Here is a 16,776-nt window from a genome sequence, read left to right on the forward strand (position 1 = left end):
GCCAAGCCCTCTTAATTTAACCAAGATTTGACCCAGCCCAACACCCCCTTTTTTCTGGCCTTTTTAGGGACAGGATCAACCCTTTCTTTTCTGGCGGCCTTCCCGAGTTTGGTCATCTGATGTTTCGATCCTGAAACCAGGGACTGGCCAGGGCCGTTCAAGGTGATGAGAATCTCTTTGACCAAGGCGTCCTGGGTCTCTTTTTTGGCAATGTTCAAGTTTGGATTCTGCCCGAGAAAGGTCTCTGCCAGGCAAAGAGTGCTGCCGTCGCCGCTGGCACCGATTTGGGCCTCACGGGCAATGGCGTAGGCAAACTGGGTCAGACCTGCGATGAGAATATACTCAGGCGGGGCCTGGTCCGGCATCTGGGAAAAACCCACCCCCTCGCAGATATTGACCGGCAACTGCCAGGTCTTGAGCACCTGGGCCGCCACAAGGGCGTCCGTGGTGCCGAACAACTCTCGTTCAACCTCGTACAGGGGGTGTTCAAAGGTTTGGGCCCGGGCAATGGCAAAAGAAAACTGATCCGGAAAATGAATGGCCATCAAAAGCTTGCCCAGGCCCTGGAGCATCCCTGCCATATACAGGTCTCCGGGCAGCACATCCATGCCCAGGATGAGATGGCCCAGCCGCCGGTTGGCAACGGCGCAGGCCCAGGAAAATGCCCAAAAATCAGTATAGGAAAAGCCCTCAATATCCGGAAACCTTGGAAGAAGCTGTTTATAAAACTGAAGGCATACCGTATTCACGGTCTCTTTGAGGCCGATGCGGGTGATGGCAGACCTGAGGGTGACACTTTTTTCCATCCCGCTGTAATATTGGGAATTGGCCAATTGAAGAATCCGGGTAAAAAGGCCGGGGTCAGATTCAACCAGCTTTGCAAATTCAGGAATATCAATCTTGTCCTCGGGCTGGCGGACCATTTTAAAAATCCTGCGGATATTGCCTGGAATGGCAGGGATTTTAACACTTGTGGTGAGAATCTCATGGGCAATACTCAGGGCAATGGTTTTTTCGCTAACCAGGGTATCTTTCATGGGTCACCTTATCCTTATATAAAGTTAAAGCAAAGATGCTGAAAAGATGCCAGAAAAAAAATTTTAAGTGTAATCTTCATTGTTTAGGGATTTTTTTTATTTAAGTCAAACACTTATTGCCTCCCCGGTTCAAGGTTGGGAAAAACGCATAGGCATATCCGTATACAAGGCAAGGCGACACAAATTGTAACAATTTGACCCTATACTTTAGCCCGAACCTGGTATAGCATCAGGGCTCAAAATCATTTGACCCATGAATATAACCCACGAGGTGTGACATGATTTTAAGCGTCCTAAATATCCAAGCCCTTGAAATCATGGAATTTGGAATTAAGATTAAAGCATCTTTTAATGATTAGAGGATTTTTCCATGGAAGCCAAACCAAATCCCAACTCTTTTTCAGCCAAAACCATTCTGCCCAGGATTCTGCGCCTGATCTGGCAATGCATTCCCTTTATCGGGGTGCTGGTGGTCAGTGCCTTGATTCTCCTGCCCCTGATGCTGAAAATCTCTGACAAAAAAGCAGATCTTGCCCAGGCCCAGGCCATGCAGACCAAAGAGAACCGGGCCCTGACCAATGTGGTCACCATGGAGATCAGCCCCCAGGAGGTGGTGGAAAAAATCAGTCTCCCGGGTGTGGCAAAGCCCTGGATTTCCCTGAACCTGGTCACAGAGGTGAGGGGAAAAATCGTCACCAAGCAGGTGGAAGAAGGCATGACGGTTAAAAAAGGGGATGTCCTGGCCATTATTGACACCCGGGATTACCAGCACAACTATGATTCAGCCCTTGCCTCCTATGAAACCGCCCTGACCAATCAAAAGCGGTCCAAGGCCCTGTCTGAAAAACAATTCATCACCCAGTCCCAGCTGGATGATGTCCAGACCCGGGTAAAAACCACAAAAGCCGCGGTCAATCTGGCTCGCCTCAATTTGGACCGATGCACCATCCGTTCGCCCATGGCCGGGGTGGTGGACCGGGTATTTATCGAGTACGGCAATTTTTTAGATGCCGGCGACCCTGTGGCCGCTATCCTGGAGATGGACCGGCTCAAAATCGAGGTGGGCATTCCTGAATCTGATGTGTCGGCCGTACGCAAGCTGAGCCAATTTGACATGCAGTTTGATGCTCTGGACAAAAAAACCGTCACAGGAGACTATCATTACCTGTACAAGACCACAGACTCCATGGCCCGGCTCTACAACCTTGAAATCCGTGTGGACAACCCGGACCTTGAAATCCTTCCGGATATGTTTGCCCGGGTCAGCATCGTAAAAAATCATGAACCCCAGGGCCTGGCCGTTCCCATCTATTCCTTGGTCACCCAGAACAATGAGACCGGGGTGTTTGTTGAAAACAAGGGAGAGGTGGCGTTCAGACCCGTGACCACAGGATTCCAGGACGGATGGAAAATCCTTGTTTCAAAGGGGCTGGAACCCGGGGAACGGGTCGTTGTGGTGGGGCATAAGATCATTGAAAACGGGGAGAGTGTCAAGGTGGCAAGAACGGTTCACACCATGGAGGAGCTGATTCAATGATCCTGTCGGATACAGCCATTAAAAACAGGACCTCGGTGCTGGTGCTGGTCATCATCATTGTGGGCATGGGCCTGTATGCCTATAAGGTCCTGCCCAGGGAGAGCGAGCCTGAAATCACCATTCCCTATGTTTTTGTCCGCACCGAATACCGGGGGGGTTCAGCCTCGGACATTGAGACGGCCATTACCATTAAAATCGAAAAAAAACTCAAGGGGCTGAACAAGGTAAAAAATATTTCATCTGTCTCTTCCCAGGGCCTTTCCCAGATCAATATCGAGTTTCTGCCCGGCACAGATATTGACGAGGTATTAACCCGGGTCAAGGACAAGGTGGATGAGGCCAGGGGGGATTTGCCCACAGACCTTGAAAATGATCCCAGCGTCTTTGAGGTCAATTTTTCGGACATGCCCATTGTAGTCTATTCTTTGGCAGGCCAGGTAGGGCCCAAGGCCCTTAAAAAGATCGCAGATGATCTCAAGGATGATATAGAGGCCGTACCCGGCGTGCTTGAGGCGGATGTCACCGGCGGCCGTGAGCGGGAAATCCGGGTGGAAGTGGATACGGACAAGCTGGCCTATTACCGGATTTCCATTACCGATCTTCAGACGGCCGTGGTCACGGAAAACCAGAACACCTCAGGCGGTGCCATCACACTGGGGGACGGCAGGTACCAGCTGAAAATACCCGGAGAATTTGAAACCCCCGAAGAGATCCTCTCCCTGGTGGTGGCCACCCACGCGGGCAGGCCCATCTATCTTAAAGATGTGGCCAGGGTGGTGGACGGTCTAAAGGACGAGACCTCCAGGTCCCGGCTCAACGGGGTTCCCTCAATTAATATTTCGGTCAAAAAACGGACCGGTGAAAATATCATTGCCATTACGGAAAAAATCCAAACTGTCATTGAACGGGCCCGTCTGTCCTTTCCCCAGAACACCACCATCACAAGGCTCATGGACAAATCAGATGATGTCAGGGCCATGGTGGCAGACCTGGAAAATAATATTATTTCAGGCCTGATCCTGGTGGTGATGGTCTTGTTCGTGGCCCTGGGCATCAGGAATGCCGTTCTTGTCGGGCTTGCCATACCCTTTTCCATGTTTCTCACCTTTGCCGTTCTCCAAGCCCTGGGCATCAGCCTGAACACGGTGGTACTCTTCGCCCTGACCCTGGCCCTGGGCATGCTGGTGGACAATGCCATTGTCATCATTGAAAATATCTACCGGTATATGCAGCAGGGCGTCCCCAGGATCGAGGCGGCCATGAAAGCCACAGGAGAGGTGGCCTGGCCGGTTATCGGCTCCACCCTGACCACCCTGGCAGCATTTGCACCCATGCTCTTCTGGCCGGGCATCATGGGAGAATTCATGGGGTATCTTCCCTTGACCCTTATTGTCACCCTCAGCTCTTCTCTTTTTGTGGCCCTTGTCATCAACCCGGCCATGTGCGCCTTTTTCATGAGAGCCAAGGACCAGACCCAGGGGCCAGGGGCCCAGGAAATCCAAGCCTTGGGAGAGCAGCCCATTGAAATAAAAGGCATGGTTTTAAAAACCTATAAATTCATCCTGGAGCATTCCCTGAACCATAAATTCGCCGTGCTGGTCGGGGCCTTTGCCGTCCTGGTCATCCTTGTCCAGATCTGGATGCTGCGCATCGGCATTGAAAAACCCCTGGAATTTTTCCCTTCCATTGACCCCAGGTCCGCCTATGTCAATATTGACGTGCCCGAAGGGGCGGACATTGAATTCATCGACAGAACCGTCAAAGAGGTGGAAAAAGCCATTGCAGGCAGGCCGGAATCAGACTACGCCCATGCCGTTGCAGGCCAGACCCATGAAAAAGCAGACGGCTCTACTTTCACCGCCCCCTCGGACATCAACAATATTGAACATATCTATACCCGGGTGGTCCAGAACGCAGGGGCCTCAATTTTTGACTCCAACCTGCCCAATCACATCGGCATCCAGTTCATTGATTTTGAGGAGCGCAACACCTCTACCAAACTGGACCTGGAAAAAATCAGAAAACGGGTGGCCCATATCCCCGGGGTCAAGATCACCGTGGACGAGCAAAAAGACGGCCCCCCCACAGGGCCGCCCATCAATATCGAAATCTCAGGAGAGAACTTTGTGGTGTTGAGCCGGATCGCAGAACAGGTCAAACAGATGGTTCAAAACGTTCCCCATGTCAAAGATGTCCGGGATGACTACCAGGGAGGGCTGCCCTCGGTCCAGGTCAAGATCGACCGCCAGAAGACAGCACTTTTCGGCCTGACCACATCGGCCATTGGCATGGCCCTGAAAATCGCCTACAACGGCCTGGATGTCTCCACCTATTACGAGGGGGATGAGGATTATGATATCACCGTGTCCCTGGCTGAATCCGACCGCCAGGTCACCGATATTCTCCACAAGCTCATGATCCCCTCTCCCTCAGGAGAGATGGTGCCCCTGACCACCCTGGCATCCATTTCCTATAAAGGGACCATCGGCGATATTGTCCGGAAAAACCACGAGCGGGTGGTCACGGTCCAGGCAAATGTGGATGAGACCAAGACAACGGGTACGGTTGCCAGGGAACAGGTCATGGCCCTGATGAAAGAGATGAGTCTTCCTCCGGGATACCTTTACAAGTTCACCGGAGAGGATGAAGAGCAAAAAGAATCCCAGGAGTTTCTGACCATGGCCTTTATCGTGGCCCTTTTTCTCATCTTTCTCATTCTGGTAACCCTGTTCAACTCCGTGATCCAGCCGGTCATTATTCTCACCTCGGTAATTCTGTCTCTGGGCGGGGCCTTTTGGGGACTGACCGTGATCAACTCCCCTTTCGGGGTGATCATGACCGGGGTGGGTATTATTTCCCTTGCAGGGGTGGTGGTGAACAATGCCATTGTCCTCATTGACTACACCAATAAACTGCGGGATTCGGGCATGACCATCAGGGCGGCGGTGATCTCTGCCGGGGCCACACGGCTTCGTCCGGTGATGCTCACGGCTGTCACCACCATTCTAGGGCTGCTGCCCATGGTAACAGGGGTCTCCTATGACTTTCACCTCATGGCCATGTCCTGGTCCTCTGAGTCCAGCCAGTGGTGGAGTTCCATGGCCATTGTGGTCATTTTCGGCCTCATGATCGCCACCATCCTCACCCTGGTGGTGGTGCCTGCCCTGTATGCCCTGATAGAGGAGATGAAAGAAACAATATCCAGGGGATATACCCGGGCCAAGGAATTTTTCCCGGGAAATCCCGCACCCGGGTCTGTGAACTAAAAACACTACAGAAGGACAAGGTTAACCCCAGCCGGCCTTGGGTTCGCCTTGTCAAAAATTAGAGAACAAGTGTCTCATTCAGCCCCATGGGTCTGACCTCTATTCCGGGAAAGGCTTTGGCCACCTGGTCTGTAAACGGAGTAATGTCCACGGTCCGGGAAAGGGGCGGGAAAAAATCATCCTGGTGATGGGGAATGACACACCCGGGCCCCAGGGCCTCAACATAGGCCAAGGCCTTTTCACAAATCTTAGAATGCCCCTGGAGCGGCAGAAAAAGAATGTCGCAGGGAGTTGATTTAAGCCGTTGAAGCTCTTTTGCGGTGGACCCGGCAGAACCAAAAAAAAGAAGGCGCTTGTTCTGAATTTCAAACTGCCAGCTTAAAACCTGACCGCAGGGGAAATTGACAAGCAAGGGAAAAAAATCAGGCAGTTTTCTGCCGATCCTGGCCAGGCCCATATCTGACAGGGTATGGGCCGCAGTAGGGCTGCACACCACACAGGCCCCTGTCTTTTCAGCAATTGTTGGAACATCCATAATATGATCAAAATGACCATGGGAAATAAAAATATGGGAGGCTGTTTTCAGATCAGACGGCCTTAGAGTCTGGCTGGGGCTGGCCTGGCGATTCCGGCTCAGGAAAGGGTCGATTAAAAAGCATGCCTCTTGGGTACGAATCTTAAATCCGGCCGTTCCCAGCCATTGAATCTCCATGGAACCCTCCATAAATTCATCCTGTGTTTCATCACAATGACACAGGGAAAAAAGGGTTTCAATCTTTTTTAACCCAACCCAATCACCGTTAAAAGGGATACCCGGATCCAGACCAGAATTAATTTACCCCTGTTTTTTCTTTTTTTATAAAAAAACTTTGACTATTGAACATTAATGACAATTTTTAATTGTTGGATTTATATATTTTTAACTTTTTAGGAGTAAGATAAATGCAAAAAAGAGAACAATGGGGAAGCAGGGCCGGATTTATTCTGGCGGCCATTGGATCGGCCATCGGCCTTGGCAACATCTGGCGGTTTCCCTATGTGGCCTATGAAAACGGGGGAGGCGCTTTTTTTATCCCCTATCTGTTTGCCATGATCACCGCGGGTATTCCATTTATGATACTTGAATTTGGTACGGGCAATAAAATGAGGGGATCTGCCCCCCAGATTTTTTCAAAACTATCCCCCAGGTGGGAATGGCTGGGCTGGTGGCAGATTCTGGTATCCTTTACCATTTCCATTTACTACGTGGCGATTGTGGGATGGTCCATTTCTTATTTTTTTCTGGCCTTTAACCAGGGGTGGGGGACTGACACCAGTGATTTTTTCTATAAATCCTATCTCATGCTCTCGGACTCTCCCCTTGATTTCAAAGGGATTCGCTGGCCCATCTTTGCCTCGGTTGCAGGGGCCTGGGCCATCTGCTGGGTGGTTCTGTTCAACGGGGTGAAAAAAGGAATCGAGACGGCCTCAAAGATTTTTATGCCGGCCCTCTTTATTCTGGTGGTGATTATCACGTCCAGGGCGGTGACCCTGGACGGGGCCTCAGAAGGGCTCAACTGGATGTTCAAGCCTGATTTTTCAGCACTTTTAAACTTTAAGGTCTGGGTGGCAGCCTATGGTCAGATTTTCTTTTCCCTGAGTATCGGCTTTGCCATCATGCTCACCTATTCCAGCTATCTGCCCAAAGATGCGGATATGGCCAACAACGGCTTTATCACCGCCTTTGCCAATTGCGGATTCAGCATCCTCTGCGGTGTTCTGGTCTTCTCAATTCTGGGGAATATGGCGGCCCAGCAGGGGGTGGGTGTGGACAAGGTGGTCAGTTCAGGCGTGGGCCTGGCATTTGTCACCATTCCCAAGGCCATCAACAGCCTTCCCGGACCTGCATTTTTCGGTACCTTGTTCTTCCTGGCCCTGATTTTTGCAGGCTTAAGTTCCATGGTCTCCATCTGCGAGGTGTCAGTGTCCTCCCTCATGGATAAATTCCACATCAGCCGAAAAAAAGCCATGACCCTCTACTGCCTGGTCGGCCTTGTCACAGGGGCGGTTTTCGCCTCCCACAGCGGGCTTCTCGTTCTGGATATCGTGGACCGGTTTATCAATAACTTCGGTGTTCTTGCCGGCGGACTTGTGGAAATTATCTTTCTGACCTGGGTCTGCAAGCTTTCCGTTTTCAAAGATCATATCAACAAAACCAGTGATTTTTATGTGGGCAATTTCTGGACATTCTGCCTGAAGATCGTCACCCCTGGGGTTTTAGGCTATATGAGTGTGGCCAATCTCATTGGTGATCTAAAAACCCCCTATGGCGATTATTCATCCACAGCCCTGTTTTATTTTGGATGGCTGCTGGTGGTGGGTATCGTGGTAATCAGTTTTATTTTCCAGGCCCACAGCCTGGCCCAAAACAGGAGGTAGACCATGACAACATCCGCAATTATTATGATGGTACTTGGCCTTGGGGTGACCTGGGGCGGGGCAGCGGTGTGCATTGCCATTGCCATAAAAAAACAAAAAATTTAAACCACTGTAGCATTCCCCGGAAAAAGACCTCCGGGGAATGTTCTTTTTTTCATCCTGCCCTCCTGCCTTCCTTTTAGGCAAAAATTAACGGCTTCCCGCATTCATTCAAGTGAGCAAAAAGATATCCATTAATAAAAAAATTGCATCAGCATAATTACCTGAAAGACCTGCAGTCTTCAGAAGTCATGTAATTCAAATGATTGTCTAATGTACTGCTCATTTTTTTGCCTATATTGCCCAAAATCTTATTCATCTTAAATAGGCTAAAAAAGGTAAGCTGAAAATGATAACAAATCTATTCAAATCATCCTTGGGAAAATTAAAGGCAGCAGAAATCCATGATTTAAAAACCAAAGGCTTGGGGCTTTCTGTCGGGTTGAAAATGATGCTGAGTGTCGGACTGATTTCAATTTGCTGTATTGGCGTTCTTGTCTATTTGAATGTTAAGGTCTTTTCCCAGATCGGAGCAGAAACCCAAACGCTTTTGGAAATCAATTCATCCATGAACAAAGATCTAAGGGCAAGCATTTTTGATCTTCAAAGAAAATACCTGAATATCCCTAAACGGCTGCACGTGGACGCAGGCAGTGAAATTCAAGAATGGATAAAGACCAATTATGCCGTTGATAAAGAAACCATCATTGAGGGCCGGGAAAATTATCGACAATTTTTCAACCGTTCCCAGAGAAGAGAAATTTCAAAAGGCCATTTTGTTATTCAGCAACGGGAGGGTAAAATTATCCTTTCAAAGGGCATGGTGAATAAGGAAAATGATTTTCTTGAAAAAATCAACCAGATCCATTTAAAGACAGAAAATGGGACAGCCGATGCCCAAACCATAGCGGCATATATTCACAATGCGGTTCAGATGGCTGATGGTGACACTGCCTTAAAAAAAAGGGTGATTGAATTGAGCAATTATCTGGCAGATGAAGCCATTGCCGCTGAAAAATCCAGAAATGCCATTCTCTACAAAGTTGAAGAGATTGAAAGCAAAAAAACCAACCTGATTTCATACCGGAAAAACAAACAGCACACCATTATTTTGATGGCGGTGTTGACGATCTTGATCAATTTGGTATTGCTCCATCTCATGGTCTGGCTTCTGGTGGAAAGACCGCTGACACGCCTGACACGATCCTTGTATCAGATCAACAAGGGAGAGATCTTACATATCCCATATCAGAACAGAAGGGACCGGGTGGGTGTTCTTGCCGGTGCATTGAAAAAATTTGAAGATGTGCTGATTCAGCTTCGGAATGACGATCTGAAAAAGAAAGTCCAAAGACAAACAATCCAGGAATTGATTCAACAGATGTCGTGCATGATTGAGACGATTCAGACCAAAGCCCAGACCATGAAAAAAAATGCCGTTGAGTTAAGTATCCTTGCCGGGAATACAGAAGAACAAACCACAAATGCCAGTGAGTCCGCGTCAAGAACAGTGAAACAAACCAATGCGGTTTCGCATTCGACTCAAAAATTGCAATCAGCGGTACAGGACATCATCGGGCAGTTATCAAAACAAAATAATCTGGTGGGGGATATCAACTCGGTTACCCAGGCCTCACGTGAAGATATGGCACAATTGAATCAGGCATCAAGGGAAATCAGTGAAATTGTGAGCATCGTTAAAAACATTGCCGGACAAACCAAACTGCTTGCATTAAATGCCAGAATAGAAGCGGGCAGAGCCGGGGCAGCCGGCAAAGGGTTTGCCGTTGTGGCAAGAGAGACGAGAGCGCTTTGTATGCAAACCGAAGCTGCGAATGAAAAAATTGAAAACAAGATTACAGCCATCCAAAAAGCCAGCAAAACAATTGTTCAATATACACAGCAGACGGATATGCGAATTGAACGGCTAATGCTGGCCGGTCATAAAATTTCTGCCGCGGCTGAGGAACAGGACACCGTAACCTGTGGTATTTCAAAGAGTGCAGATGCGGCCGCAAGTGATATCAAAAATGTCACCAAGGAAATTGCAAAAGTAAATAAGGCAGCAAGCGCAACCAGCCGGTTTGCAGTCAGTGTACAGTCTTACTCTGAACAGATCGAATCTCAATTGTCCGATTTGCTCAAAGAAACCAGAGAAAAACTTTTAACGGCGGGCTTAACCGAAAATCTCAGCAGCTCAATTGATATGGGCGCTGCAAACGATCAATTGTGAGGGCGTTCAAAATTCTATGTCAGTTGAATGAAAGCTGATATACTCAGCTAAATAAGGAGAACTGACATGACCGAAGAAAACACCTAATTTGATTTTCAAAAAGCCCTTAAAGGCATCCAGGAAGGTAAACCCTTCACAGGTAAGGGCGGCGTCCTTACATCATTAATCAAAAATCTTGCTGAAGCTGCTCTTGAAGGAGAGTTGGCGTCCCATCTCGGGCAGGAAGTTTCTGCCAACCGCCGTAATGGAAAAAGCAAAAAGACCATTAAATCCCTGGATGGTAAATTTGAGCTGGAAACCCCGCGTGACAGGGCCGGAACCTTCTCTCCACAGATCGTCAAAAAACATCAGACAACGCTCAGCGATGAAATTGAAAGAAAGATAATAGCCCTTTACGGCCTGGGCATGAGTTATAATGATATGGCTTCCCATTTACAGGAAATCTATGGACTTGAGATTTCAAATGCCACTCTGAGCACCATTACCGATAAAATCATCCATACCGTCAAAGAATGGCAGGCCAGGCCGTTGGAAAATGTGTACCCAATCGTATGGCTTGATGCCATACATTATAAAGTACGAGAAAACGGAAAGGTCGGCAGCAAAGCCGTTTACACAATTCTTGGGGTGAATATCGAGGGCCGCAAAGAGGTTCTTGGGCTGTACATATCCGAGAATGAGGGTGCGAACTTCTGGCTGCAGGTGTTAACAGACCTTTCAAACCGAGGGGTAAAAGATATCCTGATTGCCTGTGTTGATGGTCTAAAAGGTTTTCCCGAGGCCATTGAGACCATATTCCCGGACACAGAAGTTCAACTCTGCGTAGTCCACCAGATCCGAAATTCATTGAAATACGTTGGTTCCAAAAATAAAAAGGAATTTATGGCAGATCTAAAACGTGTTTATAAAGCGGTCAATAAGGATCTGGCCGAAGAAGAACTGGATATCTTGGAAAATAAATGGAATGACAAATACCCGATTGTGATAAAATCCTGGCGGAACAACTGGGAACGCCTCAGTCATTTCTTTAAATATCCAGAAGAGATTCGACGGATAATATACACCACAAATACCATTGAGGCTGTGCATCGACAGTTTCGAAAACTGACCAAAACAAAGGGATCATTCCCGAACCAGGACAGCCTGTTAAAGCTGCTTTACATGGGGATCCAGAACGCCAGTAAAAAATGGACAATGCCGATTCAAAATTGGTCACTGACAATTTCCCAGTTGGCAATTTTCTTTGAAAGCCGGCTGGATAAAGAGCTGGGAATTTGATAGGGATTTATTTACAGATGGAAAAGATGGTTCCAGGAACTCCACTCCAGCAAAAGTCAACTCCTCCGACGTGGCTGATTGAAGGCCCATTCTCGGACCTGACTTTTACTTCCGCTGGCGCTGAGGCAGATCCGGGAACCGAAACCGTGACACAGAATTCTGAACATTCCCAAGTCAGGCCAAAAAAACTACGTGTGCCGCTTAGTCTGAGCACTTCACGGCAACTTAAAAACAAATCGTATTGCCATTAAATACAGCAAGTAATACTTGCCTGCCAAATCAATTCCAAGGGGTCAAACCGGTTCACCCTTCGGGCGAACCGGTTTGACTTCATCTGCGGTGTTGCATACCGTTCGCAGTACAATCTATCTTATGGCCACATCTAATAATCAGGATTTTGGTTTGAGTTCAAGGCGAAGGCAAATTCTAACCAGAGGAATATATTGAACATTGTAAGCATATGTTTCTCTCCGAGCCGAGGATTCAGATTTGCCTGGTTCTGACCTTTAGGTTGCAACAAAAAAATCGAGCCCAAATACCATTATTAGAAGTGGCCTTATTTTTAATTTCAGGATCTAATATTAAATCGCTTCAACCGTTGTGTCCGTGAGATCTCCCCCGGCATCCCCGGTATTCACCGTGCCCTTGGGTTCAATGGGCATGATGGTGCAAAGATCTTTGCAAACGGGTTTGTGCTCCACATTCTTCGGGATGACCGCCATGTCGCCCCGGGCCAGGGTCAGCCGTTTGTCCCGCAGCTCAATGTCAAATCCGCTCTCCACGGCAAAAAACACCTCGTCGGTCTCGGGATGACGGTGCCAGACAAACTCCCGTTGGGCCTTGACCAGCTTGAACTCATAATCATTCATTTGGGCAATCTGCTTGTAGGCATACAGTTCAGTGATCAGGTCTGCTTTTTCTGGTGTATTCAAAGCAAAGCGCCAGGGATCTGCCAATTAAAACCCTGGTTGCTGCCATCCAGAAACTCTGGTCTGAGACAGCATCAGACACAGGGCTTGAACAGAAGACACTTTAAAAAATTTGACAATAATCACAAAACATATCATATTAGGAAAAACCGTTTGTATTTTTAAAAAGGAATTTTTTTGTTCAAAACCTCATTAGATATTGTGTCAATCGTTGCCGACAAAAGGTAGTATAGATTCGGTCGCCGGTTGATTTTTTAATTTAGTCCAGATTAAGCCTAAGTCTTAGATAAAAAAGACTATATTTTTTCTGGCCCTCTCCGGATAGAGTCTCTCTGAAAATTCCGAATTTATTGATACGCCTTTTGTCTGCAACGCCCCTACACACAAAATGTTAAGACGCTATCCGCTTGCATATTTCACGAATCGTTTATGCCTTGGCAAGCTACCATAACTCACTGTATTTAAAAGTGTTATGATTCAATTTTCATGAAATATCCGGGCAAATCATGGATAAACGGGTATTGAATGCATACAAAAATACCCAAGAACCATATAAAAACAAGGTGATTATCAATGACGATTAAAAACAAAGAGACCCATATATATACCAACAACGTCCGCCAGCCTCTTTTAAAAATGGGTTGGGATTCACATTTCCAGGTTCATCTGGACAATATTTGCAATGACACCCTTTTTCCGGCCAGGGTCGTGGGCGTGCAAAAAAACAGTTTTTTTATCAGCCAGGGAGATTCAGAAAGCCTTGTCACTGTGGCAGGAAAGCTAAATCACCATAAAAAAAGCCTGTTCCCGGTCACAGGAGATTGGGTCCTTGTCAAAGAAAAGGTCATCTCTGCCGTATTGCCAAGGAAAAAAAGTTTGTCCAGAGGGGCAAGCGGTACCCATGGCAAGCAGAAATCCCCGTGGATTAAAGAACAGATCATCGCTGCAAATCTGGATATAGTATTTATCGTTTGCGGTCTTGACAGGGATTATAATATTCGACGAATAGAACGGTATTTGACGCTGGTATATAATTGTGAACTGACCCCTTGTATTATTTTGACCAAGGCAGATCTTCATCAAAATCCTGAGCACTATGTTCAAAGGGTTGAATCCGTAGCGTTTAACGTTCCGGTTCACCTTATCTCGGCAAATGATTCCACTGGATTGGCCTCATTGGAACCCTACCTTTCACAAGGCCGAACCATTGCCATAGTTGGATCATCAGGCGCGGGTAAATCAACCCTTGTAAATCGCCTTGCCGGAAAAACCATACAGCCCACCAACGGGGTCAGTGACCGTCTGGGAAAGGGAAAACATACAACGACCAGCCGCAGCCTTATCATGATGCCCCAAGGGGGTATGGTGATCGACAATCCAGGGATTCGGGAAATAGGATTATGGGATGACGACGGTGGGTTAAAAGGGGCCTTCCCAGAGATAGAAGACCTGGCCAATACATGCCGTTTCCAAGATTGCAGTCATACCCATGAAATTGGCTGTCAAGTGCTTCAGGGGGTATCAATCGGCACAATCACAAAAGAGAGACTGGAGAACTACCAAAAAATGAAACGTGAATTGGCATATTTATCTGACCGGCAAACCAAAAGCGCAGATCGGGTGGAAAAAGAACATTGGAAAAAAATCACCTTAAAAATAAAAGCCATAAATCGCAGAAAAAACACCCATGAATAAAACGAGTATTCGGCTTATGAAAAAAGGATTGAGGTTATAAAAAATCGATCCTCAAAACTTGTCCAGAATCGGTCCCATAAATACAGGGTCATCGCATGTAACTTTTATTAAGATTCGTCCTTACCCGGCTGGAATAGGTGAGGGGGATTCCGTTAAATCTTAAGCGGTCGTCCTGACCGCTTAAGAAGCGGAAATGATCGGACCTATGCCGTCCTGGCGGGCCGCTCATTTACGCCACTCCACCCCCTTCACCCTATCCCAGCCTGGCTCTCCTGGCTTGCTATAGTATATGAGCATCGAACAAAATTTTCCTAGACATCACTGCACAGATACGATATATATGGCAATAAACACAAGGAGTTGCCAATGAACGAAAAAAAATCTCTTGAAACTTTTTTTGACAATATTCAGGACCCCAGACACCACAATAAGCTTCATAATTTAATTGATGTCGTCATCATCGCAATTTGTGCGGTAGTTGCTGGCGCAGACACTTATGAGCAAATTGAAAACTTTGGCAAAAAGAAAAAAGTGGTTGTCAAAATTTCTAAGCCTTCCCCATGGGATACCCTCCCATGACACCTTTGGCAGAATTTTTGAAAGGATGAACCCGAATGAATTTCAGAGCAGTTTTATGCACTGGGTTCAGTCGGTTGCAAAGATGACCAAAGGTCAAGTCATTGCAATCGACGGCAAAACTCTAAGGCGTTCACACGATACCTCCAATGATAAGAAAGCCATTCATATGATCAGTGCGTGGGCTTCGTCTAATAAAATGGTTTTAGGGCAATTAAAAACCGAAGAAAAATCAAATGAAATTACGGCCATTCCAAATCTTTTAAAACTTTTCAGTAGTGTCCGGTTAGGTTGTTGCATATAAAAAGCATCTAAAATCATTGAAAAAACAGTCGGTTTTGTGTTGACAAATGTGCGTAAAAAGGGAATGTTCAGAATTCTGTGTCACGGTTTCGGTTCCCGGATCTGCCTCAGCGCCAGCGGAAGTAAAAGTCAGGTCCGAGAATGGGCCTTCAATCAGCCACGTCGGAGGAGTTGACTTTTGCTGGAGTGGAGTTCCTGGAACCATCTTTTCCATCTGTAAATAAATCCCTATCAAATTCCCAGCTCTTTATCCAGCCGGCCTTCAAAGAAAATTGCCAACTGGGAAATTGTCAGTGACCAATTTTGAATCGGCATTGTCCATTTTTTACTGGCGTTCTGGATCCCCGTGTAAAGCAGCTTTAACAGGCTGTCCTGGTTCGGGAATGATCCCTTTGTTTTGGTCAGTTTTCGAAACTGTCGATGCACAGCCTCAATGGTATTTGTGGTGTATATTATCCGTCGAATCTCTTCTGGATATTTAAAGAAATGACTGAGGCGTTCCCAGTTGTTCCGCCAGGATTTTATCACAATCGGGTATTTGTCATTCCATTTATTTTCCAAGATATCCAGTTCTTCTTCGGCCAGATCCTTATTGACCGCTTTATAAACACGTTTTAGATCTGCCATAAATTTTTTTTATTTTTGGAACCAACGTATTTCAATGAATTTCGGATCTGGTGGACTACGCAGAGTTGAACTTCTGTGTCCGGGAATATGGTCTCAATGGCCTCGGGAAAACCTTTTAGACCATCAACACAGGCAATCAGGATATCTTTTTACCCCTCGGTTTGAAAGGTCTGTTAACACCTGCAGCCAGAAGTTCGCACCCTCATTCTCGGATATGTACAGCCCAAGAACCTCTTTGCGGCCCTCGATATTCACCCCAAGAATTGTGTAAACGGCTTTGCTGCCGACCTTTCCGTTTTCTCGTACTTTATAATGTATGGCATCAAGCCATACGATTGGGTACACATTTTCCAACGGCCTGGCCTGCCATTCTTTGACGGTATGGATGATTTTATCGGTAATGGTGCTCAGAGTGGCATTTGAAATCTCAAGTCCATAGATTTCCTGTAAATGGGAAGCCATATCATTATAACTCATGCCCAGGCCGTAAAGGGCTATTATCTTTCTTTCAATTTCATCGCTGAGCGTTGTCTGATGTTTTTGACGATCTGTGGAGAGAAGGTTCCGGCCCTGTCACGCGGGGTTTCCAGCTCAAATTTACCATCCAGGGATTTAATGGTCTTTTTGCTTTTTCCATTACGGCGGTTGGCAGAAACTTCCTGCCCGAGATGGGACTCCAACTCTCCTTCAAGAGCAGCTTCAGCAAGATTTTTGATTAATGATGTAAGGACGCCGCCCTTACCTGTGAAGGGTTTACCTTCCTGGATGCCTTTAAGGGCTTTTTGAAAATCAAATTAGGTGTTTTCTTCGGTCATGTCAGTTCTCCTTATTTAGCTGA

12 protein-coding genes and 1 pseudogene are annotated in these 16,776 nt (G+C 47.1%); 9 read left to right on the forward strand and 4 right to left on the reverse strand.

Features of this window, described 5'->3' with window-relative positions:
* Nucleotides 1-11 precede the first annotated feature (11 nt).
* Nucleotides 12-1,037 carry an HDOD domain-containing protein gene (locus HUN05_03995; protein ID WDP84414.1) on the reverse strand — a complete coding sequence of 342 codons (1,026 nt, stop codon included), beginning with the start codon at nt 1,035-1,037 and terminating at the stop codon, nt 12-14.
* 370 nt (nt 1,038-1,407) lie between these two features.
* On the opposite strand from HUN05_03995, the gene HUN05_04000 reads away from it, so the two are divergent.
* Both HUN05_04000 and HUN05_04005 read left to right on the forward strand, forming a co-directional pair.
* A complete protein-coding gene (locus tag HUN05_04000) occupies nt 1,408-2,574 on the forward strand; it encodes an efflux RND transporter periplasmic adaptor subunit (GenBank protein WDP84415.1) in 1,167 nt (388 codons plus the stop codon).
* Nucleotides 2,571-5,840: an efflux RND transporter permease subunit gene (locus tag HUN05_04005; GenBank protein ID WDP84416.1), complete on the forward strand. Its 3,270-nt coding sequence runs from the start codon at nt 2,571-2,573 to the stop codon at nt 5,838-5,840. The genes HUN05_04000 and HUN05_04005 overlap by 4 nt, the downstream gene beginning before the upstream one ends.
* A gap of 58 nt (nt 5,841-5,898) precedes the next feature.
* Here the strand turns inward: HUN05_04005 and HUN05_04010 are convergent, their stop codons facing one another.
* On the reverse strand, nt 5,899-6,564 hold the full coding sequence (locus HUN05_04010; GenBank protein WDP84417.1) for an MBL fold metallo-hydrolase: 666 nt from the start codon (nt 6,562-6,564) through the stop codon (nt 5,899-5,901).
* Between the two features lie 218 nt (nt 6,565-6,782).
* Between HUN05_04010 and HUN05_04015 the strand changes: the two genes are divergently transcribed.
* The 4 genes from HUN05_04015 (at nt 6,783) to HUN05_04030 (ending at nt 11,808) form a co-directional block, all read left to right on the forward strand.
* Entirely contained in the window at nt 6,783-8,258 is a 1,476-nt protein-coding gene (locus HUN05_04015) for a sodium-dependent transporter (protein WDP84418.1), read from the forward strand.
* Between the two features lie 3 nt (nt 8,259-8,261).
* Nucleotides 8,262-8,363 carry a methionine/alanine import family NSS transporter small subunit gene (locus tag HUN05_04020; GenBank protein WDP84419.1) on the forward strand — a complete coding sequence of 34 codons (102 nt, stop codon included), beginning with the start codon at nt 8,262-8,264 and terminating at the stop codon, nt 8,361-8,363.
* 868 nt (nt 8,364-9,231) lie between these two features.
* A complete protein-coding gene (locus HUN05_04025) occupies nt 9,232-10,530 on the forward strand; it encodes a hypothetical protein (protein ID WDP84420.1) in 1,299 nt (432 codons plus the stop codon).
* 114 nt (nt 10,531-10,644) lie between these two features.
* Nucleotides 10,645-11,808 (forward strand): IS256 family transposase, encoded by a 1,164-nt coding sequence (locus HUN05_04030; protein WDP87914.1) that lies wholly within the window; start codon nt 10,645-10,647, stop codon nt 11,806-11,808.
* A gap of 581 nt (nt 11,809-12,389) precedes the next feature.
* Here HUN05_04030 and HUN05_04035 read toward each other — a convergent pair.
* Nucleotides 12,390-12,677: a cupin domain-containing protein gene (locus tag HUN05_04035; GenBank protein WDP87915.1), complete on the reverse strand. Its 288-nt coding sequence runs from the start codon at nt 12,675-12,677 to the stop codon at nt 12,390-12,392.
* Nucleotides 12,678-13,310: 633 nt separating this feature from the next.
* Here HUN05_04035 and rsgA point away from each other — a divergent pair.
* The 3 genes from rsgA (at nt 13,311) to HUN05_04050 (ending at nt 15,312) form a co-directional block, all read left to right on the forward strand.
* The gene (gene rsgA / locus HUN05_04040; GenBank protein WDP84421.1) at nt 13,311-14,432 is read left to right on the forward strand and encodes a ribosome small subunit-dependent GTPase A; all 1,122 of its coding nucleotides are present in this window, start codon (nt 13,311-13,313) and stop codon (nt 14,430-14,432) included.
* Between the two features lie 366 nt (nt 14,433-14,798).
* The gene (locus tag HUN05_04045) at nt 14,799-15,011 is read left to right on the forward strand and encodes a transposase family protein (GenBank protein ID WDP84422.1); all 213 of its coding nucleotides are present in this window, start codon (nt 14,799-14,801) and stop codon (nt 15,009-15,011) included.
* Nucleotides 14,968-15,312, forward strand: coding sequence for an ISAs1 family transposase (locus HUN05_04050; protein ID WDP84423.1), 345 nt, complete (start codon nt 14,968-14,970; stop codon nt 15,310-15,312). Before HUN05_04045 ends, HUN05_04050 begins: the two co-directional genes overlap by 44 nt.
* Before the next feature lie 230 nt (nt 15,313-15,542).
* On the opposite strand, the pseudogene HUN05_04055 reads toward HUN05_04050, so the two are convergent.
* Nucleotides 15,543-16,705, reverse strand: a pseudogene (locus HUN05_04055) (IS256 family transposase).
* Nucleotides 16,706-16,776: the final 71 nt, after the last annotated feature.

The organism is Desulfobacter sp., assembly GCA_028768545.1.
Classification (GTDB): domain Bacteria; phylum Desulfobacterota; class Desulfobacteria; order Desulfobacterales; family Desulfobacteraceae; genus Desulfobacter.

Bases quoted from the DNA above. Each gene is read 5' to 3' on its own strand.
- HUN05_04010 (WDP84417.1), bottom strand. From the start codon at position 6,564: ATGGAGGGTTCCATGGAGATTCAATGGCTGGGAACGGCCGGATTTAAG.
- rsgA (WDP84421.1), top strand. From the start codon at position 13,311: ATGACGATTAAAAACAAAGAGACCCATATATATACCAACAACGTCCGC.
- HUN05_04045 (WDP84422.1), top strand. From the start codon at position 14,799: ATGAACGAAAAAAAATCTCTTGAAACTTTTTTTGACAATATTCAGGAC.
- HUN05_04025 (WDP84420.1), top strand. From the start codon at position 9,232: ATGGCTGATGGTGACACTGCCTTAAAAAAAAGGGTGATTGAATTGAGC.
- HUN05_04015 (WDP84418.1), top strand. From the start codon at position 6,783: ATGCAAAAAAGAGAACAATGGGGAAGCAGGGCCGGATTTATTCTGGCG.
- HUN05_04020 (WDP84419.1), top strand. From the start codon at position 8,262: ATGACAACATCCGCAATTATTATGATGGTACTTGGCCTTGGGGTGACC.
- HUN05_04000 (WDP84415.1), top strand. From the start codon at position 1,408: ATGGAAGCCAAACCAAATCCCAACTCTTTTTCAGCCAAAACCATTCTG.
- HUN05_04005 (WDP84416.1), top strand. From the start codon at position 2,571: ATGATCCTGTCGGATACAGCCATTAAAAACAGGACCTCGGTGCTGGTG.
- HUN05_04035 (WDP87915.1), bottom strand. From the start codon at position 12,677: ATGAATGATTATGAGTTCAAGCTGGTCAAGGCCCAACGGGAGTTTGTC.
- HUN05_03995 (WDP84414.1), bottom strand. From the start codon at position 1,037: ATGAAAGATACCCTGGTTAGCGAAAAAACCATTGCCCTGAGTATTGCC.